Genomic DNA, 23840 nt, shown 5'->3' with positions numbered 1-23840 from the left:
TAACTGTCTTAGGAGAGCGTCGTGGCGAAGTTTCAGGATCGGTTCGCGAGCTGGTTCCACGAGACCTTCGACGACATGTGGTTCCGGTCGATGATCGGCCCGGCCCAGACCAAAGGCGCGGTCCAGGGCTGCGACGAGTTCGCCCGCGAAGGCTGGAAGGCCGACCTCGAACGCCGCAAGCAGTTCACCCGCGAACAGCGCGAACGCAAGCGGGCCGCCCGCAAGATCTAGATCAAATTCTTCATTGCCCCGGTCCGCCGTGGTCCGGATCGTCGCTCCCGCGGGGACCCTTCCGGGGGCCGCAGGGCGCTGGCGCGCCCAGAACGCGACCCCCTCCAGGGCGACGTCCGCCGTTGGTCACGCTCAGAGCAACAACCCCACCCACCCCTCAAGCCCCCACCCCCGTCCCGTCCGTGCCCCCACGCAAGCCCACCCCCACTCCAGCCCCAGCCGCGACGCCCGGTCCCCAGCTGGCGCTGAGGGCTGCCTCGCAGGGCCGGAGGCAACCCTCAGCACCAGCTGAGGCCGTCCGGCTGGCGCTGAAGGTTGTGTCGCGGGCGTCGAGGCAGCCCTGAGCGCCAGCTGGGGCTGTTCGGCTGGTGCTGAGGGCTGTGTGGCGGGGGTGGAGGCAGCCCTGAGGGCCAGCTGGGGGCGGTCGGCTGGGGCTGGGGGTTGTGTCGGGAGGGCTGGGGTCAGAAGGTGCGCAGGGTGGCGAGCAGCTTCTCGTCGTCCAGCACCGCGGAGCTGGACCAGCCGCTCTCGAACAGCCCGTGCCGCCGTGACTCGGCCAGCTCGGCCCGGAACAGCGGGGTCAGCGCGGCCGCGAGCCCCCCAGCGGCCCGCTCCGCGATCACCGGGCGGGTGTGCTGGTTGCCGTTCCAGGCCGCGGTCACCAGTGGCAGCGACCGTTCCAGGTCCCCGGTGACCTGCCAGTACGCCAATCCGTGGGCGGTCGCCGACCAGAACGGCGGCTCCGGCGGCGTGTCCAGGAACGTCGCGAGATAGGGCCCGGCCGCCGCGGCCTCCACCCCCATCGCGGCGATCTCGTCGAGCGCGGCCCGCCCGGCCGGCCCTTCGATCCGGGCGGTCAGCGCGGCCAGCGCCCCCGGCCACCCGTCGATCCGCCGCAGCGCTCCGGCCGCCGGCACGGCCAGCCGGTCCTCGCCGCCGGTGACGGCCGCGTGCAGGGCCGGTGCCGCCGCGATCGCGGCCGGCCCGATCCGCCCGAGGGTGACCGCCGACCAGTCGGTCAGGGGCGCGGCGAGCAGTTCGGGGACGGCCGGCGCGGCGGCCGGGCCGCAGGCCCGGAGCGCGCTCAGCAGCGCGGACCACTCGGCCGACGAGCGTTCCTCGGCGTCCGTCGTGGCGAGCCGGCGGGTGACCGCGGCGACGATCCGGTCGGCGTCCGCCGGGAAGTGGGCGAGCAGGTATCCGACGTCCTTCGGGACTTCGGGCAGGGTCAGCGACGCGTACAGGTAGGGCAGTGCCCGCTCGTCACCGCACCGGGCGAGCAGTGCGACCAGCGGGTGCAGGTCGGGCGCGGTGGAGGCCCACCGGATGGTCCAGGGCCGCCCGCTCGCGGTGAACTCGGCGAGCCGGGCCGCGGCGGCGTCGGCCGCGGGCCGGGCGACCGGGCCCCAGCCGCTCAGGCTCCGGGCGGCCCGTTCGGCGAGTTCGGCGTCCGGGTGGGTGAGGAATCCGGCGATCCGGGTCACGAGGCCCCGATGGTCACCGCGCCGGCGTTCGATCAGTTTGGTCGCGCCGTGGAGCGCGTCACCGGCCACGTCGGCGTGCGGCGACTCCAGCAAAGTCTCCAGCAGCGCGATCCGCTCGGTGACGCGTGGCCCGAGCGCGTCGGTCAGGCTGTCGATGAGCCGGCCGGCGTGCGGGGCCCGGCGGCCGGCCCGGTCCTCCTCGGCCCGCTGCCGCAGTGACCCGGTCAGCGTGTCGGTGACGAACCCGGCCGGTTCCTCGGGCGGCGCCTCCTCGGCGTACGCCCGCTCCAGCAGCCCGGCCGCGTCGTCCAGCGGAACCCGGGCGGGATCGGCGCGGGCGACCGCGATCAGCGCGGCGACCCGGGTGCTGGCCGGGCCGTCGACGGCCAGCAGGCGGTCGAGGATGCCGGGTCCGCCGAGTTTGCCGAGCGCGTCGAGCAGGGTCTGCCGGATCTCGGCGTCCGGCTCGGTCGTCAGCTGGGTGAAGAACCGGTCGGCCAGGCCGGGCAGGGCCGCCGAGACCACGACGAGCAGCGGCGGCAGGGCCGCGCGCAGCTCCGGGTCGGGGTCGCCGGCCAGCCCGGCCAGGGCCGGCGCGGCGGCCAGGACCAGGGCGTGGGCCCGGTGCACGAGCGGATCGGCCGGGTGTTGCTCGGCGATGCTGGTCAGCAGCCCGGCGATGTCGCCGCGACCGGGCCGGTGCGGGTCGAGCAGGGCTTCGAGCAGGAACGGGACGGCGGCGACGGTGCACTCGTAGACGTCGCCCTGGTGGTGCACCGCCCCGTACATCTCGTCGAGGGATTCCTCGCGGACGGCCGGGTCCGGGTCGATCAGGCCGCGGATCAGGTCGGGCACCTCCTCGGCCGGGCCGTAGGCGTGCTCCATGGAAGCCCAGTCGATGTCGTCCAGTCCGTCGAACACGGCCCGGAGCCTAACCGGACAGTGTCCAGCGCCCCGGCCCCGGCACTCGCAGGATCGTCCAGTGTCCGTCTTTGATCACTCGGGCGCCGCCCGGCGCGGTCAGCCAGCGGTACCAGCGGACCCGCACGCGCACGTCCCCGGCGGCGGGCGCGTCCAGGGTGATCGCGGCGGCGGTGTGCCGGACCAGGGTCGCCGGGGCGGTGACGATCGGTTGCGGGTCGGCGACCGCGTACAGGCGCCAGTGCGGCATCGTGGCGATCAGCGTCAGATACGGCAAACCGCCCGTGACCAGCGCCGCCTCGTCGCGTCCGGGCCAGGCCAGTTCGGCGTCGGGCACCGCGACGTACTGGACGGCCTGCTCGGCCAGCCACGCCCGGTAACTCTCCGCGGTCAGCGCCACCCCGGTCCCGGTGGCGCCGGGCACGGTCGTGAAGAACAGCGGGTTCCGATCGATATCGGCCTGCCGCAGCCAGCCGCGGGCCAGCGGCACGTCGCCCATCCGGGCCGCCTCCCAGTAGTCCCGGGTCGGCGGGATCTCCACCCGTCCGGTCAGCGGACGGGTCGTGAGCAGCGCGGTCAGCGGCCGGAAGTACTCCGGGTCGGCGGTCGGGTTCCCGCGGTCACGCAGGTCGGCCGAGACCACCGGCGGTTGCCACCAGGCGGCCAGCGCCACGATGGCGATCAGCGCGATCGGCCGCATTTTCCCGAAAAATCCCGGCAATTTCCCGTACGCGATGAGCACCGGCAGCGTGAACATCACCACCAGCCGAGTCGCGTTGAGCCCCACCGGCGTGTGGATCACCGCCGCCGCCAGCACCCCGGCCGAGGCGAGCACTGCCCCGATCCGAATCGGTCGCACCGGCACGAGCAGCGCCACCGCCAGCCCGGTCACGACCGCGTGCACCGTGTCGTCCCGGCTGATGTTCATCCACCCGCCGTCTCCGAAGAACAGCCCGTTGAGCCCGATCAGCCCGGCCCCGGGCCCGGCCACCAGCAGCCCCGCCCACACTCCCGGCCGGCCCCCAGGCGTGTCTCGGCCCCCCGGAAGGAGCCCGGCCGGCCGGCCGGGCTCGCGCGGCTGGCCCCCAGACGTGTCTCGGGCCCCCGGAAGGACCCGTGAGAGCCGGCTGAGCCCGTGCGGCCGGCTCGCAGGGGTGTCTCGGGTGGATGGGGACATCCGGGCGAGGGTGAGGGCGGTGCCGGCCAGTCCGAGGAAGAGCGCGACCACGGGACTGGCCGCCGAGGCCAGTGCGGCGAGCACCACCGCACCCACCGCGGCGCCCCGCCGGGGCAGGAAGGTGAGGGCGACCAGCGCCCCGAGCCCGAGCCCGACCCCGAGCCCGTACGTCACCCGCCCGCTCACCAGGTTCCCGGCGAGCCCGGCCACTCCGAGCAGCCCGGCCGCCCAGAGCCGCACGCCGCCGGTGCGTCGCAGCAGCACGGCCAGCAGCACCGAACCGAGAACCACCGTGAGTACGCCGGTGACCCGCACGCCGAGCAGTGCCATCACCGGCTGTGAGACCAGGCTGTATCCGAGCTGGTCGACCCCGCCGTACCACCGCAGGTCGATCGGCGTGAAGCCGTGTGCGGCGAAGAATCCGGCCCGCGCCACCTGGGCGGCCAGGTCCGACCCCATCACCGGCGCGGCCAGGTAGATGCCGCCGAGGGCGGCGGCCACCAGGGCGACCACCCACTCCACCCGGTGCGCAGCCCTCATCCGGCCGACAGTACCGGGTGCCCCGTACGTAGCAGCCTGTCACGGTAGGGTCGTCGCCATGCCCCGTCCGTCCCTCGTCCGCTACGCGGGGTTCGCTGGTAGCGCCCTGCTGGGGGGCGCGGCCTACCTGGGTGGCGCCCACCGGCCGTGGGAACCGACAGTGACTCCGCTCACTGTCTTCCGTGGGCAGAACGGTGTGCTGCTGCCGGTGTTCTGGCTGATCGGCATGGTTCTGCTGATCGGCGCGTGGCTGGTCGGGCGGCGGGTCGTGCCGTCGGCGCGGTGGGCCTACGTGACGGCCGGGTTGTGGGCGCTGCCGCTGCTGCCGTTCCTGCCGCTGGGCAGTTACGACGCGTACTCGTACGCGTGTCAGGGCTGGCAGCAGAGCGCGGGGCTGAATCCGTACGCGGGCGGTGTTGATCTTCTGGGTTGTCCCTGGGCCGATGCCGTCGCGCCGACGTGGCGGTCCGCGCCGGCGCCCTACGGTCCCGTCTTCCTGGTCCTGGCGGCCGGCGCGGCCAAGCTGGGTGGCTCCCTGACCGGGACGATCGCCCTGCTCCGGGTGATCGCCGGGCTGGGTGTCGCGGCGATCGGCCTGGCTCTGCCGCCGCTGGCCCGCCGGGCCGGTGTGCCGCTCGGCCGCGCGGTCTGGCTGGTGCTGGCCTGTCCGCTTGTGCTCATCCATCTGGTCTCCGGGACGCACAATGACGCGGTGATGGTGGCGCTGCTGGCCGGTGGCCTCGCCGTGGCCGCGACCGGTCGTGGCTGGGTCGCCGGCGTCCTGTTCGGGCTGGCGGTCGGGGTCAAGGCGACCGCGATCGTGGTGCTGCCGTTCGCGATCTTCCTGATTCCCCGGGCTTGGTGGCGGGCCGGCCTGGAGCTGGCCGGGGGAGCGGCCGGTGCTCTGGCCGCCGTCTCGCTCGCCTCCGGCCTGGGTCTGGGCTGGATCGGTGCGCTGGCCGAGAGCGGTGTCTCGGTGCAGTGGACGTCGCCGCCGACCGCGGTCGGCATGACGCTGGAGCTGCTCGGAGTGCCGCACGCCGTCGCGGTGACCCGGGTCCTGGGTGTGATCGCGCTGGCCGGGGTGTTGCTGTGGTTGTTCCGCCGGGCCTGGCTCGGTGGCGCCGCGCTGCCGCACGCGGCCGTGGCAATGGCTGCTACCGTGCTGCTCGCCCCGATCTTCCACCCGTGGTACGCGGTTTGGCCCCTCACCCTGCTGGCCGCGACCCTGCGCCAGGAGACCCGTTGGCTCGTCGTCCCGTGCGCGGTGGCCGCCGCGCTGTGCCTGCCGGACGGCTACAACCTCGCCCTCGCCACCAAGGCGCCGGGCGCCGTAGGCATGACCCTGCTCGCCGGATATCTAGTGTGGAAAGTGCTGCATGAGACGAATTCTGACCCTGATCGTGTCGGCGTTGGCCGCGGCGGCGCTGATGTACATCGCCTGGCACCGTAACCGGTTCTTCGACTCGACGGTCTACTACGGGGCGGTGCAGTACTGGTTCCGCGACGGCGGGATGGTCTACGACTGGCTGAAACCGCTCACGCCGTACGGTTTCACGTACCCGCCCTTCGCCGGGCTGGTGATGTCGCCGATGTCCGTGCTGCCGTTCGCGGTCGTGGTGCTGTTCGCCTCGATCGGCACCGGGATCACGATCGGCCTGCTGGTGCACTGGCTGGCCGGCCCGTTCCTGCGGACGTTGAAGTACCCGCTGTGGCTCAGCTACGGGGTGACGTTCTGCATCCTGATGGCGTTCGAGCCAGTCCGCGAGACGTTCAGCTTCGGCCAGGTCAACACGCTGTTGCTCACCCTGGTCACCGTCGACCTGCTGTTCGGTGTGGCCAAGGGCCGCTGGTGGGGCGGTATCGGCATCGGCCTGGCGACCGCGATCAAGCTGACCCCCGGCGTGTTCATCCTCTACCTGCTGGTGACCCGCCGGTGGAAGGAGGCGGCCACGGCGATCGCGGCCGCGACCGGCGCGACGGTGCTGGCCGGGGCGCTCTTCCCGGACGAGTCCCGCGAGTTCTGGACGTCGGCGCTGTGGGACACCAACCGGGTCGGCGTGCTCGGCTTCCTCTCCAACCAGTCCGAGCGGGGCATGATCGCCCGGCTTCCGTACGACGAGCTGGAGTCGAAGATCTGGCTGGTCTGCGTGCTGGCCACCCTGGTCTGGTGGGGTCTGCGCTGCTACCGGTCGCCCGAGGACGTGGTCGGCGGTCTCGCGCTGACCGGCATCCTCGGCTGCTTGATCAGCCCGGTCACCTGGATCCACCACTGTGTCTGGCTGATCCCCGCGCTGATCCGCTGCGTGGAACTGGGCTGGCGGACACCGAAGCGGAAACCGGCCTGGCTGGCCATCGGCGCCTACGTCCTGATGACCTCGCATCTCGCCTGGATCTACGAGAATCCGCCCCGCCCGGCCCTCTACATCCTGGGCGGCAACCTCTATGTCCTGTTGAGCCTGGCTCTGCTGTTCTGGACACCGGTCAGCACCCGGATTTCGGTTCCCGTCAAGGAGCCGGAAAAGGTTTTGGCGTAGTCAGTTGGCATGTCACTACGCCGTACCACCTCGGCGGTCGCATGCGTTCTGGCTCTGGCCGCGGCCGGCAGTGTGCCCGCCGCGGCCGCCGCGCACGGTCGTTCCAGCTCCTTCCACCGCCTCTCCACCTTTCCCGCATATCTGAACTCGTCGATCGGTGACACCGCGGCGGCCGAGATCTCCACGGTCACCGCGGACGGTCGCACGGTCGTCTACACCGACAGCCCGGGCAAGCGCCTCGGCTTCGTCGGCATCGCCGACCCGTCCCGGCCGCAGCCCCTGGGCACGCTGGCGATGGGCGGCGAGCCGACCTCGGTGGCCCACCTGGGGGTCACCTGCTGCTGGCCGGCGTGAACACCAGCCCGTCCCGGGCGACGCCGTCGGGCAAGCTGGTCGTGGTCGACGACCGATCCCGCGCCGTGGTCCGCGAGCTGGATCTGGGCGGTCAGCCGGACTCGGTCGCGGTCGCCCCGAGCGGCCGCTACATCGCGGTCGCGATCGAGAACGAGCGGGACGAGGACGTCGACGACGGCCGGCTCCCGCAGCTGCCGGCCGGCTACCTCGCCGTGATCGACACCAGGACGTGGAAGGTCACCCGGGTCGACCTGACCGGGCTGGCCCTGGTCGCGCCCACCGACCCCGAGCCGGAGTACGTCAGCGTCAACTCCCGGGACGAGGCCGTCGTCTCGCTGCAGGAGAACAACCACCTGGTCGTCGTCTCGCTCCGCACCGGGAAGGTGATCCGGCACTTCAGCGCCGGCGCGGTGACGGTCGACGGCGTCGACACCGAGGACGACGACCGGATCGCGCCGACCGGGTCGATCACCGCCAAGCGCGAGCCGGACGGTGTCACCTGGATCACCGACGACCTGTTCGCCACCGCCAACGAGGGTGACTACGAGGGCGGCACGCGCGGCTGGTCGATCTTCTCGAAGAGCACCGGCAAGGTCGTCTGGGACGCCGGAACACCCTGGAGCACATCGCCATCTCGTACGGGCAGTACCCGGACAAGCGGTCGGACGCCAAGGGCATCGAGCCCGAGAACGTGACGTTCGCGCGGATGGGTGGCGTGCCGTACGTCTTCGTCAACGCCGAGCGCGGCAACTTCACCGCCGTCTACGACGTCTCCCGGCCCTGGGCTCCGAAGTTCAAGCAGCTCCTGCCGACCACCAACGGGCCCGAGGGTGTCGTCGCCGTACCGTCGCGGGGTTTGATCGTGGTCTCCTCGGAGGAGGACGACGCCTCGATCGGCATCCGCGGCACCGTGCAGGTCTACGGCTTCGGCACGCCGGTCAACACCCAGCTGCACTCGGTGCGGGACATCCCGTTCGGCACGCTGTCGGCGCTCTCGGCGGTGCCCGGCCGGCCCGACCGGCTCGTCTCGGTGACCGATTCTGCCTACTCGCCGACCCGGATTCTCGGCCTGTCGACCGGCGGCGTCATCGACTCCCAGCTGACCGTCACCAAGGACGGCGCGCCGATCGGCTACGACGCCGAGGGCGTGGTCGCGCGCAGGGCCGGCGGCTACTGGCTCGCCGTCGAAGGATCTTCGACCACAAAACCCAATTTGCTCGTACGCCTGAACGCCGCCGGCCAGGTGCAGGAGGAGGTCCCGCTCTCCGCCGACGTGGCCGCCGCCGTCACCACCAACGGACTCGAAGGCGTGGCCGAGGTGGGCCCGGACGTCTGGGTCGCCGTCCAGCGCGCGATCAAGGGCGACCCGGCCAATACCAACCGGATCGGGCGCTACGACACGGTCACCAAGACCTGGTCGTGGCTGCTCTACCCGGCCGACGTCGCCCCGGTCGGCTGGAGCGGCCTGTCCGAGCTGGTCGCCGTCGACCGGGACACATTCGCGGTGATCGAGCGGGACAACCAGCGCGGCCCCCTGGCCTCGATCAAGAAGATCTACCGGTTCGACGTCCCGAAGACCTGGACCGGCACTCCGACCGTGACCAAGAAGCTGGTCAAGGACGTGCTGCCGGCCCTGCAGAGGGACAACGGCTGGGTGCAGGACAAACTGGAGGGTCTCGCCGTCGCGGGCAACGGCCGCACCTACGCGGTGACCGACAACGACGCGATCGACGACGCCACCGGTGAGACCGTCTTCCTGGACCTGGGCCGCCTGCTCTGACGTGCTCTGACACGGCGCCGACGAGGATGTCAGCGCCGTGTCAGCGGCCCTCGGCACGGTGTCGGCATGCGAGATGACACCAACGCGATCCACGCCGAGGGCCTGGTGAAACGCTACGGCGGCACCACCGCCCTGGCCGGGGTGGACCTCGCGGTCCGCCCCGGCACCGTTCTCGGGCTGCTCGGGCCGAACGGCGCCGGCAAGACCACCGCCGTCCGGATCCTGGCCACCCTGATCCGCCCGGACGCCGGGCACGCCACGGTCGGCGGTTTCGACGTGGTCCGCCAGGCGCACCAGGTGCGCGAGATCATCGGCCTGACCGGCCAGTACGCGTCGGTCGACGAGCAGCTCACCGGCTTCGAGAACCTGCTCATGATCGGCCGCCTGCTCGGGCTGAGCCGCCCGTCGGCCCGGGCCCGCGCCCGGGAACTGCTGGCCCGTTTCGACCTCGTGGACGCGGCCGACCGCGCGGCCGGCAAGTACTCCGGTGGCATGCGGCGCCGCCTCGACCTCGCGGCCAGCCTGGTCGGCAATCCGCGCCTGCTCTACCTGGACGAGCCCACCACCGGCCTGGACCCGCGCAGCCGCAACGAGGTCTGGGACATCATCCGCGGGCTGGTCACCGAGGGGGTGACCGTGCTGCTCACCACCCAGTACCTGGAGGAGGCCGACCAGCTCACCGACGAGATCGTGGTGATCGACCACGGCCGGGTGATCGCCAGTGGCACGCCCGCCCAGCTCAAGGCCCGGACCGGCGCCCAGACCGTGACCGCCCGCCCGGCCCTGGGCACCGACCTGGAGAAACTGGTCGCCGAGGTCCGCCGGGTCGCCTCCGGAACGGTCGACGTGCGCGGTGACGTCGTGGTCGCCCCGGTCACCGACCCGGGCGCGCTGACCGCGCTGGTGCGGCGGCTCGACGACGCCGGCCTGGCCGTGGCCGAGATCTCCCTGCGCAACCCCAGCCTCGACGAGGTCTTCCTCAGCCTGACGGGAGCACCGGCATGAGCACCATGGCGATCCGGAACACCGCGACCCTGGCCTGGCGGACGCTGGTGCAGATCAAGCACAACCCGTTCGAGCTGATGGACTTCAGCATCCAGCCGGTGATGTTCCTGCTGCTCTTCACGTACGTCTTCGGCGGGCAGATGGCCGGCTCGCCCAAGGAGTACCTGGCCTTCGCGCTGCCCGGCATCATCGCCCAGAACCTGCTCTTCGCCACCCTGAACACCGGGGTCGGCCTGAACACCGACATCAGCAAGGGCGTCTTTGACCGATTGCGATCACTGCCGATCGCCCGGTTCTCGCCGCTCGCCGGGCGGATCCTGGCCGACGTGATCAAGCAGGCGTGGGCGGTCGCGCTGCTGCTCGGCGTGGGCATGCTCCTCGGCTTCCGGATCAGCACCGGGCCGCTGGACGTGCTGGCCGCGTTCGCGGTGCTGCTCGTCTTCGCGGTCGCCGTCTCCTGGGTGTCGGTGCTCGTCGCCATGCTGGTCAGCGATCCGGAACGGGTGCAGATCTTCGGCTTCGTGCTGGTCTTCCCGATCACGTTCGTCAGCAGCGCGTTCGTCCGGACCGACAGCATGCCCGGCTGGCTGCGGGCCTTCGCCGACGTGAACCCGACCACGATCCTGGCCGACGCCGCCCGCGGCCTGCTCACCGGCGGGCCGGTCGCCGGGCCGGTGACCCAGGCCCTGATCTGGGCGGCCGCCCTGACCGCGCTGTTCGCACCCCTATCGGTCTGGGCGTTCCGCCGCCGGGTCTAGCCCGGCCGCGGCCAGCGCGGTGGTCATCGTGACCCCGTCGCCACGGCCGAAAGCCGCTTCGAAGCCCGCGTCGCCGAGTGCGGCGCGGGCTTCGCGCGCCACGATCAAACCCTCATTGACGGTACGGTCGACGGATCCGCGCACCGAGTCGGCCGCGCCCAGCAGATAGGCCGCCCGTCCGGCGTCGCCCTCGCGCAGCACCAGATCCGCCCAGCCGGCCAGGACCTGCGCGATCACCGGCGAGTCCCTCGTGGACACCGCGACCCGCAGCGCCGCCTCGTGATGGGCCCGGGACGCGGCGAAGTCCCCGGCCGCCGCCTCGATCAACCCGCGCGTGCTGTGCGTCATCGCCCGGAACTGCGGCGCCAGCGTCGAGTTGGCGATCAGCGCGATCGTCCGGTCCACCTGCTCCCGGGCGTCGTCCAGGCGGCCCTCCTCCCGCGCGATCGTCGCGTACGCGTGGTGCACCGACGCCATGATCTCCGGGATGCCCAGCTCGTCGGCGACCCGCCGGCCCTCCTCGAGCACCCGGTGGGCCTCCGCGGGCTCCCCGCACAGCCACAGCTGGTGGGCCAGCTTGGCGCACATCTGCGGCACCTCCTCGCGGATGCCGACCTCCCGGAGCAGGTCGATCGCCTCCCGCTGCCAGCCCACGGCCTGGGCCAGGTCGCCGCGGGCGGCGGTCAAGTCGGCCAGCGCGCTCAACGTGAACCCGATGCCCCAGCGGTCGCCGACCGTCCGGAACTCGGCCAGCGACGCCCGCAGATCGGCCTCGGCCGCCTCGGCCGGCTCCCCGAAGTTCAGCCGCACCTGCCCGATCATCATCTTGACCACGGCCCGCAGCCACGGGTCGGGGTCGTCGGCCAGCTCGGTCGCGACCCGCACGGCATCGTCCTGATAGGTGCGGTAGAGCGCCGCGACCATGGCCACCATCCGCAGCCCCGGATGCCGGTCGCGGTGCGGCTCGGCCAGCGCGATGGCCCGATTGAAATACTCCTTGACCTGGTCGAAGTCCATCGGACCCTCGACGCCGTTGAGCGCCGCGAGGGTGAAGGCCAACGCCAGCTCGTGCTCGTCGGCCGGCCCGTCCAGGTCGAGCGCCTCGACGCACAGCAGCGAACCCTCGGTCCGGTGCCCGCACAGCCACCAGTACCAGCCCAGGTTGGCCACCAGCGCGATCGCGGTCGCCCGGTCCCGGGCGGCCAGCGCCGCCCGCAGCGAGGCATGCAGGTTGTCATGCTCCTCGCGCAGGCGGGCCATCCACACCAGCTGCTCGGACCCGCGCAGGAACGGCTCGGCCTCGCGGGCCAGGGCCAGCAGGTAGGCGGCGATCGACCGGCGTAACGGCTCGGCCTCGCCCGCCTCGGCGAGACGCTCCAACCCGTACTCCCGGATCGTCTCCAACATCCGGTACCGCCCGTCCGGGCCCAGGATCAGCAACGACTTGTCGACCAGGGCGCCCAGCAGATCCAGATCGGCCTCGCAGACCCGCTCCACGGCCGGCACGTCGGCACCGCCCGGGAACGCGGCCAGCCGCCGCCACAGCCGGCGCTCCGGTTCGGACAGCAGGTCCCAGCTCCAGTCGACCATCGCCCGCAACGTCTGATGCCGGGGCAGCGCGGCCCGGCTGCCCCCGGTGAGCAGGCGGAACCGGTCGGTCAGCCGATCGGCCAGCACGGTCACCGGCAGCGTGCGCAGGCGGGCCGCGGCCAACTCGATCGCCAGCGGCATCCCGTCCAGCGCGCGGCAGATCCGCACCACGTGCTCCACGTTCCCGTCGGTCAGCGTGAACCCGCCGGCCCGGTCCAGCAGCAGCCGCACCGCCGCGAAACCGCCCGCGCCGGCCGCGTCCACCTCCGGCGGCGGCAGTTCGAGCGGCTCGACCGGATACAACGCCTCACCCGGCAGACCCAGCGGCTCCCGGCTCGTGGCCAGCAGCCGCAACCCGGGCGCGGCCCGCAACAACACGTCGGCGACCTCGGCCGCGGCCCCGATCAGGTGCTCGCAGTTGTCCAGGACCAGCAGCAACTCGCGGGCGGCGACGGCGTCCCGCAGCCGGGCCAGGCTCTCCCGCCCGGTGCCCAGGATCACCTGCTCGCGCAGATCAAGAGCGGACAGGATCGCCTGCGGGATCTCGGCCGCGTCCCGCACCGGGGCGAGCTCCACACGCCACACCCCACCCGGCAGGCGGGCACCCACCTCGACCGACAACCGGGTCTTCCCACTGCCACCCGGGCCGATCAGCGTGACCAGACGATTCCCGCCGATCAGGGCGCTCACCGCGCGGACATCGGCGGCCCGCCCGACAAAACTGCTCAACTCGGCCGGCAGATTGCCGACCGGCCGCTCCCGCAGCAGCTCCAGATGCAGACGGGCCAGCTCGGGGGAGGGGTCGGCGCCGAGCTCGTCGGCGAGACGGCGGCGGGCCCGTTCGAACACGTCCAGGGCGCGGCCCGGACTCCCGTACCTCCGCAAGGCTCTTATCAGGAGCGCGACGAGCGGTTCGTCGAGCGGGTGCTCGGCGACCAGGGCGGCCAACTCGGGCGTCACATCGCGGTGAACCATCTCGGTCGCCAGCCACGCCTTCTGCGCGGTCAACCGCATCTGCCGCAGACGAACCACCTCGGCCGCGGCCACCTCGGGGAACTCGGGCTCGCCGCGCCACAGCCGCAACGCCTCGGCGGGCTCGCTCCGCTCGAACCGGAACACGTCCACCCGATCGGGCTCGATCACCAGCCGATACCCGGTCGCGGTCGCCTCGATCCGCAACTCCGGGGCGATCCGGCGCAGCCGCGACACCAGCGCCTGCAACGCGTTCCCGGCCGCGGCCGGCGGGGACTCACCCCAGACACCGTCGACCAGCCGGTCCGCGGAAACAGCGCGGCCGGCATCCAGGGCGAGCAGGACCAGCAGGGCACGCAGGCGCGCGCCCGCGATCGGCACGACCTCCCCGGTGCCGGCGCGCAGCTCCAACGGCCCCAGCACCGCGATGTCCACGCGTCGATTCTGCCCGCCCGCGCAACCCCGCCGCCCGCCGGTTGTCTCCCGCCGGTTGTCTCCCGGCGTTTCCCGCTCCCCGGCGTTTCCCGCTCCCCGGCGTTCCCCGTTCCCCGGTGCTTTCCGGCGCTTTCTCCCGGGCCCGGCTGGCATGCTGGGTGCGGTGGACTTCGAACTGCTGCCCGGGACGGCCGGACTGACGCTCGACCGGGTCGCGCACATCCTGGTGCCCGGGCGCGGCCGCGACGACACCGGCTTCGGACTTACCCCCGCGGCGGCGGCCCGGGTCGACGTCGCGGCGGCACTCTTCCGCGAAGTGGTGGGCCCGCGGGGCGGCCGGATCGTCTGCGCCGGCTACAAATCACCGGCCGACCGGAAAGGCACACCGTGGACCACACCCGACGCGCCCGGCGAAACCTTCCAGGGCCGGCCCGAGGCCGACGCGATGCGAGCCACCCTCATCGCCGCCGGGCTGAACCCCGATTCAGTACGGGCGGAACGCCGCTCCGTCGACACGGTCACCAACCTGCTGCGGGCCGAACACGAGTCCCACTTCGGCGACCCGCGCCCGGTCGCCATCGTCTCCGAACGAACCCACCTCGACCGCATCCTGACCGTCATTGCGCCTCGGGCCCTGCTCCGGCCGTACGTCGGCATCGTGGTCCCGGCCTTTGATCGTGAAAACCCGATCGCAGCGCTGGTCAGTCGCCTGATTGTCACCGCCCTGCCCGCCGACCCGGCGCGCTCGATCGAGGTAGCCCATCGCCGAGCCGAGCTCCTGTGGCGCCTGGCCGGCCTCGCCGGGAAACGCACCTACCACTGAGCCCCACTGAAATGCTTCAATGCCGCAGTGCCGAACCGACCCACCCCGCCGATCGTCACCGTGATGTGCGTCCTGCTCTACATCGGCGGCGGCCTGACCCTGTTCTCCTCGCTGTTCGGCCTGGTGCTGTTCCAGACCCTCTACGGCGTGATCATCCTGCTGCTGGCCTGGCGCCTGCACCGCGGCGAACGCTGGGCCTGGTGGGGCCTGGCCGCCCTGTGCGCGGTGTCGGTGGTGGTCACCGGGGTCTACATCGGTCTTCACGGCCTGCGCTACGCGACCAACCTGGCCTGGCCGACCGTCTACTTGATTCTGTTGACCCGTCTGCCGGTCCGGCAGTGGTTCTTCGACCGCCCACCCCTGCCGGAAACCCCCTGACCGGCAGCTTCAGCCGAGCGGCACCCTCACCCCGGCGGTGTACTGCGACTCGTGCAGCACCACATCCGCGAGTTTCGTGCCGGCCGGAACATCGAAGGCCAGCTTGCCCTTCACCACGTTCCCCGGATTGATCGACTCCATGAACGTGGAGGTCTCCCCGTTTGCCCAGATCCCCGCGCCGGAATCCGGCTGGAACTCGGCCCCCTTCGCGTCGTGGGCGAGTTGCGAGAAATCGTTGAACACCTCGGCCGTGTCGCCGACGTTCTTGACCGACATCGACACCAGGCAGAACTGGCCCTGAGCCTTCTCGCCGAAGCCGTCCGGGCCGACCTGCTCGGCGCCACACTTCACGCCGGTCACCGTGAACTCGAACTTGCCGTCCCGCGTGGGCCTACCCACCTTGCCGACGACCGCGTTCCGGCCCTTCTGGTTGTCGTCCATCTCCGTGGCCGCGTCGCCGACCATCTTCGCGCCGGCGCCGAGCAGCGTGAACGCTCCGACACAACCCAGAAGTGCGGTCAGGGCTACACCGCCGAGCACCCACGGCCACACCTTGCGCTTCGCCGGCGGGACTGGCGGCGGGAAACCGGCCGGCGCGGCGCCATAGGGCGGGCCTGAGGCGGGTCGCTGCTGGTACGGCCGGCCGAACGAGGGCGGTTGGTAGGTCACGACAGAACTCCACCGGACCGGGGCATCAGGACTGGGACGGCGGCCAAGGCCCCGGTCCCATGACACCCGGCCGCACCGGTCCAACCGCGACAGCAGCCGCCCGGAACCTGTCCGGACGGACGGCAAGCCGTAGATGATCGGCTATCCCGCGAAAACGCCCCGTACCTTTGGCGGGCTGAGTGACGACTCTCCGGATGGTCCCGATGTGATCCAAGGGCTCCCGGGAATGGCGCAGACCGAGTTCAGAGCATTGTTTCAAATCTCGTAGAACCAAACGTGGGAGGGCTTTCCGGGACAGCCGCGGTCGCCGGAAGCAGGCACCGGGTCGTGGGTCCGCCGACGCGCGACTCCTATATCTGCTGCGGTGGATTGGAAATTTTTCGGGTGGGGCGGTCCGAATTCATGACGGTGCCCGGCGGATTGACCTCCGGGCCATTTGCGGTCTTGAGGAGGTAGCGAGGTTTGAGCATTTGACCTTGCTCATCGAGTGCTGGGCGCCTGACTACACTTCGCTCTGCCGACGAGATCAAGGAATCCAGTTCCACGAGTACAGGCCAGCCGTACGTGCTCTGGCGATACTCGCGAAAAACAGTCAAAGCGCAGCGCATGTCGCAGAGCGTGTTTTTCCACTCACGCAGTACCCAGCGGCGCGGGACGATGCCGCGTCGGACATAGATTGCGCCGGCGTTGTGGACTGAAAGCGTTCGGCTAATCTGAGCGAACTCAGGACTTTCTTCTGATGGAAGCAGGCCTGCTTCTCCGAACGCATGAAGCGCCCGTCGACCGCGCTGCATTTCGATGTCAATGAGTGTCTCGTGGACGCGGAGGTACATGTCCTCTTGTCGCTGGCGCCGGTTCAAGATCGCTGTTGCGAACGAGAGTCCAACGGCTAACGTCGCGATAATGACTCCAAGGTTTCGCAAGACCCATGCCATCTCAGGCTCCTCGCTCCATTGCTCGATCTGGCTTTCAGGCTCAGTGTGTTTGAGCGATGCGACTTGATCTAGACACGGTCTGAGTTCGCGAAGCTCTGGTTCCGGGCCCTGGCGCGCGCCTATGACACCGGCTGGGCGCGAGAGTTTCGGCCTGCCCGGTGGTTGGCGTCACTGGAAGACATCGACCGAAGGGGCCTGCGACCGGCGGCGCAAAACCGCCAGAGCGAGTAGGCCAGGCGAGCGGCCCGTAGGTCGCGTTGGAGGGGTAGAGAAGCTCCACCGATTTCCGGCGTCGGCCACCGCTCCTCGGCCGTTTCTCGATCGGGCGCGGTGCTGAGTGAGGGGCGCTCGGTACACGCGAAACGGCGGCCACGTCGGCTGGGAGCCGAGCATGACCGCCGTTTCTCAAGCTGTGCCCGAGTTGTGCCCCAGGTCAGAGCGGCGAGTAGAACCGCTGGTCAGGGGCGTGATCAACCCTAGACGTTGTAGTACATCTCGAACTCGTGCGGGGTCGGGCGCAGGCGGACCGGGTCGATCTCGTTGGTGCGCTTGTAGTCGATCCAGGTGGAGATGAGGTCGTCGGTGAAGACGCCGCCGGCGGTGAGGAAGTCGTGGTCGTCCTCGAGGGTGTTGAGGACGGCGTCGAGGGAGCCCGGGACCTGCTTGACGCTGCCCCACTCCTCCGGCGGCAGGTCGTACAGGTCCTTGTCGATCGGGGCCGGGGGCTCGATCTTGTTCTTGATGCCGTCGAGGCCGGCCATCATCTGGGCGGCGAACGACAGGTACGGGTTGGACGACGGGTCCGGCACGCGGAACTCGACGCGCTTGGCCTTCGGGTTGCTGCCGGTCACCGGGATGCGGGTGCAGGCGGAGCGGTTGCGCTGCGAGTAGACCAGGTTGACCGGGGCCTCGTAGCCGGGCACCAGGCGCCGGTACGAGTTGACGGTCGGGTTGGTGAACGCGAGCAGCGACGGCGCGTGGTGCAGCAGGCCGCCGATGTACCAGCGGGCCGTGTCGGACAGGCCGGCGTAGCCGGTCTCGTCGTAGAACAGCGGCTCGCCGCCGAGCCAGAGGCTCTGGTGGGTGTGCATGCCGGAGCCGTTGTCACCGAAGAGCGGCTTCGGCATGAACGTCGCCGTCTTGCCGTGCTCCCACGCGGTGTTCTTGATGATGTACTTGAACAGCTGCATCTGGTCGCCGGCGTGCAGCAGCGTCGAGAACTTGTAGTTGATCTCGGCCTGGCCGGCGGTGCCGACCTCGTGGTGCGAGCGCTCGACGGTGAAGCCGGTGTCGATCAGGCGGCGCACCATGGCGTCGCGCAGGTCGGAGTAGTGGTCGACCGGGGAGACCGGGAAGTAGCCACCCTTGTACGCGGTCTTGTAACCGCGGTTGCCACCCTCCTCCTCACGGCCGGAGTTCCACGCGCCCTCGATCGAGTCGATGTAGTAGAACGCCTGGTGCGCGGAGGTCTCGTGGCGGATCGAGTCGAAGATGTAGAACTCCGCCTCGGCGCCGAAGTAGGCGGTGTCGGCGATGCCGCTGGCGGCGAGGTACGCCTCGGCCTTCTTGGCCACGTTCCGCGGGTCGCGCGAGTAGGCCTCGCGGGTGAACGGGTCGTGGATGAAGAAGTTCAGGGCCAGCGTCTTCTGGGACCGGAACGGGTCGATGAAGGCGGTGGCGACGTCCGGCAGCAGCATCATGTCGGATTCGTGGATGGCCTGGAAGCCGCGGATCGAGGATCCGTCGAAGGCGAGGCCGTCGGTGGCAACACTGTCGTCGAACGACTCCACCGGGATGTTGAAGTGCTGCATCACGCCGGGAAGGTCACAAAAACGTACGTCGACGAACTTGACGTCCTCGTCTTTGAGGTATCGCAGGAGTTCCTCGGGATTGGCGAACACACGTCCTCCTGGCACAGTTTTCCGATACCGGGCGGCATGAGCCGCCACCTGGCAAGGCTTGTCGCGACGTTAGGGGTCCGGGGTTGCCCCGGCGTATCCCTATTGTTTCCGCCGTGTTACGTAACCGGATGATCAGGCACGGCGTGAGCGCAGCGGCCGACCCTCGGACCCTATCGCGTAGGCTCGGCCGTCGTGGCAGCTTCCGCGAACGACGTACCGCAGGCCCCGGCCCGTCCGGAACCGGCCGGTGGTGGGCAGCGCCTGATCGCCCTGCTCATCGACTGGGTTCTCTGCCTGCTGGTGGCCGGCCTCTACGCCAATCCGTCCCGGGTCGCCTGGCCCCCGGTCGTGCTGCTGATCCTGATCAACACGTTCTTCATCGGGCTGTTCGCGCAGACGCCGGGCATGCGCCTGGCCCGGATCGGCTGCCGCTCGTTCGCCGACGGCGGCGCGATCGGGCTCGGCCGCGGCCTGGTCCGCGCGGTGCTGCTGGCCCTGCTCATTCCCGCCCTGATCGCCGACGAGAACGGCCGCGGCCTGCACGACCGGGCCGCCGGCTCGATGGTGATCAGGACCCCGAAGGCCTGAGACCGGCCGGCCCGGCCGGCCTCAGTGGCCGCCGCCGAGAACCTTGCGGATCTCCGGTTCGTAGACCGGCTCGTCGCGCCGGCCGGTCACCACGCCGCCGCCCGGGGTCTGCACCTCGAACGCCTGCTCGTCGGTGACCACGCCGGCCGCCTCGTCGTCGGGCGGCAGCACCGTGATCGGCTCGGGGCCGACCTTGCGCTTGCTGAGTTCCGGCGACACCGCGCCCGGCTGGTCGGCGGCCCGGGCGGCGCGGCTGCGCAACGACTCCGGCACCTCCTCCAACCTGGACACATGACCGCCGGTGGGCGGCTGGGACGGCGCCTCGATCAGGCCCGAGCCGGCTCCGGCCCGGGCGTGTTCGGCCCCGAACAGGTCGCCCCACGCGGTGCCCGCCTTCTCCTTGCGGCGGGCCGGACGCGCCGGGGCCGGCTCGGCCGGCAGGGTCGGCCGGTTCAGGACCGGGGGCGTGGTGCCGTCCGGCCGGTACGCGTCCTTGCCGCCGGGCAGGGTCGGGCGCAACTCCTCGGTGCTGCCCGGGCGGCGGCGCTGACGGTCACTGTTCGGGTTCTTCAACACCGGGGGCATGCTGCCCGGCCGGCCGAAGTTCTCCTCGCCGTCGATCGGTGCGCCGGGCAGGCGGTTGCCCCGGTCGGCCTCGCCGCGGCGGCGGTCACCGGGACGGCCCGGCGGCAGGCCGCCCGGACGACCGGTCTGACCGCCCCGGCGCAGGGTGCGGCCGGGCGGCTGACCCAGGCCACCGGGCGGCTGGGCCCCGCGGTTGAACGCGTTGCGGGTCAGCTGACCGGGGTTGGGCACGTTCTCGCCCGGCACCGCTGACGGCGCGCCCGGCTTCTGGGTGCCGAGGCCGGGTGTCAGGGTCGGCGGGTTGAGCTTGGGGCCGCCGAGCCCGCCCGGACCGGGGAACAGCGGCGGCAGCCCACCCGGGAGGCCGCCGGGCAGACCACCGGGGAGCTGGCCCGGGTTCGGCGGCGCGTCACCGGGCGCGGTGCCCGGCGGGGGCGTCGGAAGATTCTGCCCCGGGTTCGGCGGCGTGCCGGGTGGCTGTGCGGCGGGCGGCGCGGGCGGGAGCGCCGGATTGTTCAGCGGCGGGGGCGGCGGCGGGGGACTGCCGGCCGGTGCGCCCGGAGGCGGCGCCGAGAACTGCGGCTTGCCGGGCTGGTTGAGCACCGCGTCCATCGGCTTGTAGGGCGGGCCGACGCCCTTGAGCAGCTTCTTGCTCCACTCGTAGTACTGATTGCCGTACGTGTAGGCGATGCCCTGCGCCTCTTTCAGGAACTTCTCGTGCTGCTCCTGGACCTGCTGCTGGATCTGGTAGTCCTTGGAGTCGCTCCAGCTGGTCAGCCAGTAGCGGCTGACGTCCGCGTACTCACTGAACTGGCCGATGAAGTCGACGTTCTGCGCGTCCTTGAGTGCCTGGCGGTAGCGCACCATCATCTTGTCGATCTTGTCGCGGGACTCGATCGCGACGGTGACCATGCCGCGCAGCCCGTCCTCGTTGGCCTGGGCGGCCTGGATCCAGACGTCCAGATAGGCCAGAGCCTCGCCGGGACCCTTCTCCAGGAACGCGTCCCGGGCGGCCTCCGACTTCCAGTGCTCGTCGCGCAACTGGACGCTCTGTCCGTACAGATACGTCCGGTACTGACCGAGAACGGTCACGACGTTGTGCCAATGGTCGGCCAGGACCGAGATCTTCTCCGGGTGCGCATTCTTGATCATCATTTCGATCATTTCGATCGTCAGCTGATTGTTCTCACCCGGAGCCGGGGTGTAATCCGACGGATAGGTCAGGTTGCCGTAATGCAACTGGCCGCTGTAAGGGCTGTACCCGTAATTCGGGTCGGCTTTGGCGTTGAACGTCTCGTCGCCCATGGCCTATCCCAGCGCCTTCCGGGCGATCGGGTCGGCCTCGTCGGCGAGCGACGTCGGGCTGGTCGTGCCGCTGTCGTCGGTGGCCGCGCCGGTCGTCACCGAGTCGGTCGTGGTGCGCTGGCCCGGGATCAGCTTGCCGTGCTCGTCGCGGGCCGGTTTGTCGGTCGTCTCGACGGTCTCGCCCTTGGCGTCGGTCTGCGTGTGCGTGGTGCTGGTCTCCTGGCCGCTCGCCGACTTGCTGACGGTCTTCTCGTCGACGACCCGGCTTCCGTCGTACGTCGTCGTGGTCGTGCTGGACCCGGTCGCCTTGCCGCCCTGGCTGTTCTCCGTGGTGGTGGTCAGGGTGTGCCTGGTGGTGTCGTACGACGTCGTGGTGCGCGTGGACTTGGTCGAGAGCACGTCACCCTTGGCGTTGAAGATGGTGACCGTCTCGATCATCACCCCGCTGCCCGGGACGGTGGTGATGATCTTCTCCATGCGCTGCCCGTTGGGGCCGGTCGAGTTCTCCTGCAACTGGTACGGCGAGATCGACGTGGTCACCGGGGGCTGCCACTCGGCGCTGTTCGCGGCCGGGGCGCCGGTCTGCTCGTTGCCGCCCTGCGCGGCCAGCGCCTCCCAGTACGTCTGGCCGATGCCCTTGGGCAGGCCGTCCGGCCGGCCGACGGACTTGTCGCCGAACGCGAACAGCACGTCGTTGAGGTCGGCGGCACCGGTGGCGTCACCGCTCTGATAGATGTCGGCGATCGTCTGCGCGGCCGAGCCGATGTTGAAGAACGTCTGGCCCAGGTAGCCCAGGTACGAGGAGAGCTCGGTCGCGTTGTTCTTCAGCTGGGCCCGGATGGTCGCGGCCTCGCCGAGCACCTGATCCTTCCAGGCCTCGAACGGGGTGTCGTAGAGATGCATCAGATGCGTCTGCTCGCCCGCGAGGTCAAGCTGCTGCTTGGCCATCAGCGACGCGTACTCCCGGAGGCCGTCGAGATCGACGTCGATCGGTGTCGTCTCACTCAGCCAGGGCGCGTTGGTGTTCGCCTTCGTCGCGTCGGAGTACGGATTCGGCTCGCCGCTCATCTTCGCCTCCCCGTAGACGTTCATGCGTGCACCGCCAGGTTAGCCGTCAGGTCCGGCAATCGGTGACGCGATAGAGTACGCCGTCACCGATACGCGGGTTCGAATTCCTGGATGTGAACCGGGCCGGGTTCGGCGCTGTACATCGGGGTAGCCCCACGTTGGTACGGATGGTTACCTTCGGGGCCCACCAGGACGTTTCGCCGGCCGCTCTCGGAGTGGGTCGACAGGGAAGAATCGGGGTGAACCACCTTGGCAGGAACTCCGGGTATGGGACAGGTCCATGCCACGCAGGAGCAGCTCAACTCAATGGCGCAGCGCTGTGAGGAAACCGGGCAGAGCGTGTCCCGGGGCATGGCGCAGCTGCTGGACCGGATCCAGTCGCTCGGTGGCGGCGGATTCTCGGGTGCGGCCAACACCGCCCTGCAGGACGTCTCCGTTCAGCTGAACGACGGCCTGACGAAGATCATCAACGCGCTGGACGAGCTGGCCGGCAAGATGAGCAGCGCCTCCAAGCAGTACGGCGTGCACGACGACGACGCCGCCCAGGAGATCCGCTCCGCGGCCGCGTCGACCGGCGACAGTTCCGTCATCGGCATCCTGCGCGGCTGAGCGCGCCTGAGCGAGATCGGGGAGACGAACAATGAGCATCACCTACAACTTCGGGCAGATCAACGACACCGCACAGGCCATCGGCACCTTCGAGGGCCAGATGGACCAGCAGCTGAACGACCTGTACACGGCTTTCACCCAGCTGTTCGCGGCCGACTGGCAGGGCTCCGCGGGCGAGGCCTGCGACCAGGCCCGGCAGAAGTGGAACCAGGGCGCCCTGGAGATCAAGAGCGCGCTGCAGAGCGTCGGCGTCAAGCTGGGCGCGTCCGCCGAGCGGATGCAGCAGATCGACCAGCAGATCGCCTCGGGTATGTGACCGGTCCGGCCGCCGGAGCCCTGCCCAGGGTTCTCGGCGGCCGGCCGGGTGCGCGATGATCGGGAGGACCGAGACACGAGGAGGCGGGCGAGATGGCTGACGTTCCGGGGCGTCCCGACTGGGGAGTGCTTCGCGACATGCTGTCGGACCTGCGCAAGGCCACCTCCGAGATCCCCGCCACCCAGCGGAAGATGCTTGAGGTGACCGGCACTGCGTGGTCGCCCGACCGCATGATCAAGGCGGTCGTCGGCCCCCGCGGACATCTGCTGGAGCTGGACATCGACCCGCGGATCCTCCGTACGCCCAATTCGAAGGCCCTGTCGGCGAGCATCGTGCAGACGGTTCGCGCGGCCATCGAGGACGCCGGGCGCAAGAGCACCGAGGTCATGAACGACAGCCTGCCGGCCGACCTGCGCAAGATGGCCGGCACCGACATGCGAAGCTTCATCGGCAGCCACGACGCCGACGTGCGGATCCGGGCGGAGGACGACAATGGGTAACTACGTCTCGATCACGTCGAGTCCGAGTGACCTGATCAACGCCGCGGACAAGATCCGGGACAAGGGGATCGCGCTCAAGCAGGCGGTCGACGAGGCCGTGCTCGGTATCCGGGACCACGAGAAGGACACGTTCCCCTCGGATCAGTACACCGACACGTTCCTCTCGCAGACCTATCACAAGATGGTGCCCGGCGCCGACGGTGGCGACGTGGAGGCCAGCACCGCGGTCACCGGCGCCGCGGTGGCCAGCGGCCAGGGGATGCAGAAGGTCGGCGAGTACGTGAGCAAGGCGATGGTCAACTACGACGTCGCCGACATGGAAGGCGCCGACGACATCAAGAAGTCCGTCGTGAAGCACGTCGCCACGCGCATCGACTGA

Annotated in this window: 23 protein-coding genes; 15 read left to right on the top strand and 8 right to left on the bottom strand. The window is 70.6% G+C overall.

The window, feature by feature from the left end:
* The first annotated feature begins 21 nt into the window (after nt 1-21).
* Nucleotides 22-231, top strand: a complete 210-nt coding sequence (locus tag ACSHV8_RS33465) for a hypothetical protein (RefSeq protein WP_436522346.1) — start codon at nt 22-24, stop codon at nt 229-231.
* Between the two features lie 461 nt (nt 232-692).
* On the opposite strand, the gene ACSHV8_RS33460 is transcribed toward ACSHV8_RS33465, so the two are convergent.
* Both ACSHV8_RS33460 and ACSHV8_RS33455 read right to left on the bottom strand, forming a co-directional pair.
* The gene (locus tag ACSHV8_RS33460; RefSeq protein ID WP_436522344.1) at nt 693-2636 is read right to left on the bottom strand and encodes a hypothetical protein; all 1944 of its coding nucleotides are present in this window, start codon (nt 2634-2636) and stop codon (nt 693-695) included.
* 10 nt (nt 2637-2646) lie between these two features.
* The gene (locus tag ACSHV8_RS33455) at nt 2647-4353 is read right to left on the bottom strand and encodes a hypothetical protein (RefSeq protein ID WP_436522342.1); all 1707 of its coding nucleotides are present in this window, start codon (nt 4351-4353) and stop codon (nt 2647-2649) included.
* Nucleotides 4354-4411: 58 nt separating this feature from the next.
* Between ACSHV8_RS33455 and mptB the strand changes: the two genes are divergently transcribed.
* From mptB to ACSHV8_RS33420, 7 genes are all read left to right on the top strand, one after another.
* Complete coding sequence (gene mptB, locus ACSHV8_RS33450; protein ID WP_436522340.1) at nt 4412-5806, top strand: polyprenol phosphomannose-dependent alpha 1,6 mannosyltransferase MptB; 1395 nt, start codon at nt 4412-4414, stop codon at nt 5804-5806.
* Complete coding sequence (locus ACSHV8_RS33445) at nt 5733-6890, top strand: glycosyltransferase 87 family protein (protein ID WP_436522338.1); 1158 nt, start codon at nt 5733-5735, stop codon at nt 6888-6890. Before mptB ends, ACSHV8_RS33445 begins: the two co-directional genes overlap by 74 nt.
* A 9-nt stretch (nt 6891-6899) precedes the next feature.
* Nucleotides 6900-7244: a hypothetical protein gene (locus ACSHV8_RS33440; protein WP_436522336.1), complete on the top strand. Its 345-nt coding sequence runs from the start codon at nt 6900-6902 to the stop codon at nt 7242-7244.
* On the top strand, nt 7241-7939 hold the full coding sequence (locus ACSHV8_RS33435; protein WP_436522334.1) for a hypothetical protein: 699 nt from the start codon (nt 7241-7243) through the stop codon (nt 7937-7939). Before ACSHV8_RS33440 ends, ACSHV8_RS33435 begins: the two co-directional genes overlap by 4 nt.
* Nucleotides 7936-9024, top strand: a complete 1089-nt coding sequence (locus tag ACSHV8_RS33430) for an esterase-like activity of phytase family protein (protein ID WP_436522332.1) — start codon at nt 7936-7938, stop codon at nt 9022-9024. The genes ACSHV8_RS33435 and ACSHV8_RS33430 overlap by 4 nt, the downstream gene beginning before the upstream one ends.
* A 66-nt stretch (nt 9025-9090) precedes the next feature.
* Nucleotides 9091-10029 carry an ATP-binding cassette domain-containing protein gene (locus ACSHV8_RS33425; protein WP_436522330.1) on the top strand — a complete coding sequence of 313 codons (939 nt, stop codon included), beginning with the start codon at nt 9091-9093 and terminating at the stop codon, nt 10027-10029.
* Nucleotides 10026-10787, top strand: a complete 762-nt coding sequence (locus ACSHV8_RS33420) for an ABC transporter permease (RefSeq protein ID WP_436522328.1) — start codon at nt 10026-10028, stop codon at nt 10785-10787. The genes ACSHV8_RS33425 and ACSHV8_RS33420 overlap by 4 nt, the downstream gene beginning before the upstream one ends.
* Here the strand turns inward: ACSHV8_RS33420 and ACSHV8_RS33415 are convergent.
* Nucleotides 10755-13784: a BTAD domain-containing putative transcriptional regulator gene (locus ACSHV8_RS33415; RefSeq protein ID WP_436522326.1), complete on the bottom strand. Its 3030-nt coding sequence runs from the start codon at nt 13782-13784 to the stop codon at nt 10755-10757. The two genes, ACSHV8_RS33420 and ACSHV8_RS33415, sit on opposite strands and share 33 nt — an antisense overlap.
* A 163-nt stretch (nt 13785-13947) precedes the next feature.
* Between ACSHV8_RS33415 and ACSHV8_RS33410 the strand changes: the two genes are divergently transcribed.
* Both ACSHV8_RS33410 and ACSHV8_RS33405 read left to right on the top strand, forming a co-directional pair.
* Nucleotides 13948-14607 carry an ElyC/SanA/YdcF family protein gene (locus ACSHV8_RS33410; protein WP_436522324.1) on the top strand — a complete coding sequence of 220 codons (660 nt, stop codon included), beginning with the start codon at nt 13948-13950 and terminating at the stop codon, nt 14605-14607.
* A gap of 27 nt (nt 14608-14634) precedes the next feature.
* The gene (locus ACSHV8_RS33405; RefSeq protein WP_436522322.1) at nt 14635-14985 is read left to right on the top strand and encodes a hypothetical protein; all 351 of its coding nucleotides are present in this window, start codon (nt 14635-14637) and stop codon (nt 14983-14985) included.
* Between the two features lie 9 nt (nt 14986-14994).
* Here ACSHV8_RS33405 and ACSHV8_RS33400 read toward each other — a convergent pair whose 3' ends face one another.
* From ACSHV8_RS33400 to glnA, 3 genes are all read right to left on the bottom strand, one after another.
* Nucleotides 14995-15654: a DUF4352 domain-containing protein gene (locus ACSHV8_RS33400; protein WP_436522320.1), complete on the bottom strand. Its 660-nt coding sequence runs from the start codon at nt 15652-15654 to the stop codon at nt 14995-14997.
* Nucleotides 15655-16004: 350 nt separating this feature from the next.
* On the bottom strand, nt 16005-16589 hold the full coding sequence (locus ACSHV8_RS33395; protein WP_436522318.1) for a hypothetical protein: 585 nt from the start codon (nt 16587-16589) through the stop codon (nt 16005-16007).
* A 476-nt stretch (nt 16590-17065) separates the two neighbouring features.
* On the bottom strand, nt 17066-18490 hold the full coding sequence (gene glnA / locus ACSHV8_RS33390) for a type I glutamate--ammonia ligase (RefSeq protein ID WP_436522316.1): 1425 nt from the start codon (nt 18488-18490) through the stop codon (nt 17066-17068).
* 192 nt (nt 18491-18682) lie between these two features.
* Between glnA and ACSHV8_RS33385 the strand changes: the two genes are divergently transcribed.
* The gene (locus tag ACSHV8_RS33385) at nt 18683-19078 is read left to right on the top strand and encodes an RDD family protein (protein ID WP_436522314.1); all 396 of its coding nucleotides are present in this window, start codon (nt 18683-18685) and stop codon (nt 19076-19078) included.
* Between the two features lie 21 nt (nt 19079-19099).
* On the opposite strand, the gene ACSHV8_RS33380 is transcribed toward ACSHV8_RS33385, so the two are convergent.
* Nucleotides 19100-20968 (bottom strand): hypothetical protein, encoded by a 1869-nt coding sequence (locus ACSHV8_RS33380; protein ID WP_436522312.1) that lies wholly within the window; start codon nt 20966-20968, stop codon nt 19100-19102.
* A gap of 3 nt (nt 20969-20971) precedes the next feature.
* A complete protein-coding gene (locus tag ACSHV8_RS33375) occupies nt 20972-22060 on the bottom strand; it encodes a hypothetical protein (RefSeq protein WP_436522310.1) in 1089 nt (362 codons plus the stop codon).
* Between the two features lie 243 nt (nt 22061-22303).
* On the opposite strand from ACSHV8_RS33375, the gene ACSHV8_RS33370 reads away from it, so the two are divergent.
* The 4 genes from ACSHV8_RS33370 to ACSHV8_RS33355 all read left to right on the top strand — a co-directional run bounded on the left by ACSHV8_RS33370 (nt 22304) and on the right by ACSHV8_RS33355 (nt 23840).
* Complete coding sequence (locus ACSHV8_RS33370; protein ID WP_436522308.1) at nt 22304-22645, top strand: WXG100 family type VII secretion target; 342 nt, start codon at nt 22304-22306, stop codon at nt 22643-22645.
* 31 nt (nt 22646-22676) lie between these two features.
* The gene (locus tag ACSHV8_RS33365; RefSeq protein ID WP_436522306.1) at nt 22677-22961 is read left to right on the top strand and encodes a WXG100 family type VII secretion target; all 285 of its coding nucleotides are present in this window, start codon (nt 22677-22679) and stop codon (nt 22959-22961) included.
* 92 nt (nt 22962-23053) lie between these two features.
* Nucleotides 23054-23461 carry a YbaB/EbfC family nucleoid-associated protein gene (locus ACSHV8_RS33360; protein WP_436522304.1) on the top strand — a complete coding sequence of 136 codons (408 nt, stop codon included), beginning with the start codon at nt 23054-23056 and terminating at the stop codon, nt 23459-23461.
* A complete protein-coding gene (locus tag ACSHV8_RS33355) occupies nt 23454-23840 on the top strand; it encodes a hypothetical protein (RefSeq protein WP_436522302.1) in 387 nt (128 codons plus the stop codon). Before ACSHV8_RS33360 ends, ACSHV8_RS33355 begins: the two co-directional genes overlap by 8 nt.

Source organism: Actinoplanes sp. HUAS TT8 (assembly GCF_051380535.1).
Taxonomy (GTDB): domain Bacteria; phylum Actinomycetota; class Actinomycetes; order Mycobacteriales; family Micromonosporaceae; genus Actinoplanes.
Note: the sequence above shows the minus strand (reverse complement) of the source record. Positions and strands in the feature narration are given on the sequence as shown.